The 697-nt window shown below is 59.4% G+C and carries 1 protein-coding gene; it reads left to right on the forward strand.

Annotated features, from left to right (window positions below; translation table 11 throughout):
- Window positions 1–697, forward strand: a 697-nt coding sequence (locus ACRXB1_RS37205; RefSeq protein ID WP_449494920.1) for an ISNCY family transposase, incomplete at both ends; no start/stop codon positions are given.

Here is a 697-nt window from a genome sequence, read left to right on the forward strand (position 1 = left end):
TCCAGATCGATGGTAGCGATCACCGGTGGTTTGAAGACCGGGCGCCAGCGTGCACGCTGCTGGTGTTTATTGACGATGCCACAAGCCAACTGATGACGTTGCACTTCACCGCGACCGAATCGACCTTCAGTTATTTCGAGGCCACGCGCAAATACATCGAGGCGCACGGCAAGCCCGTGGCACTCTATAGCGACAAGGCCAGCGTGTTTCACTGCAACCAGCACGCGAGCACGCCCGACAAGGGCGTGACCCAATACGGGCGGGCCTTGTACGAGTTGAACGTGGACACGCTGTGTGCCAACAGCAGTCAGGCGAAGGGACGCGTGGAGCGGGCCAATCTCACCTTGCAGGACCGGTTGGTCAAAGAGTTGAGGCTGCGCAAGATCGATACGAAGGAGGCCGCCAACGCGTATGCGCCCCACTTCATGGCCGACTTCAATGGGCGCTTCGCGAAGATCCCGAAGAGCGCATTTAACGCGCATCGGCCGCTCAGGGGCGATGAAGACCTCGACCTGATTCTGACGCACCGGGTATTGCGTTGCGTGTCGAACAGCCTGACATTGCAGTACGACCGGGTCATCTACATGCTTGACGACACGCCGCAAACGCGTGCCCTCGCCCATCACTACATCGATGTCTATGAATACCCGGATGGGCGTATCGAAATCCGGGCACATGGCAGCGCGCTGGCCTATCG

It is taken from the genome of Caballeronia sp. M23-90 (assembly GCF_053574605.1).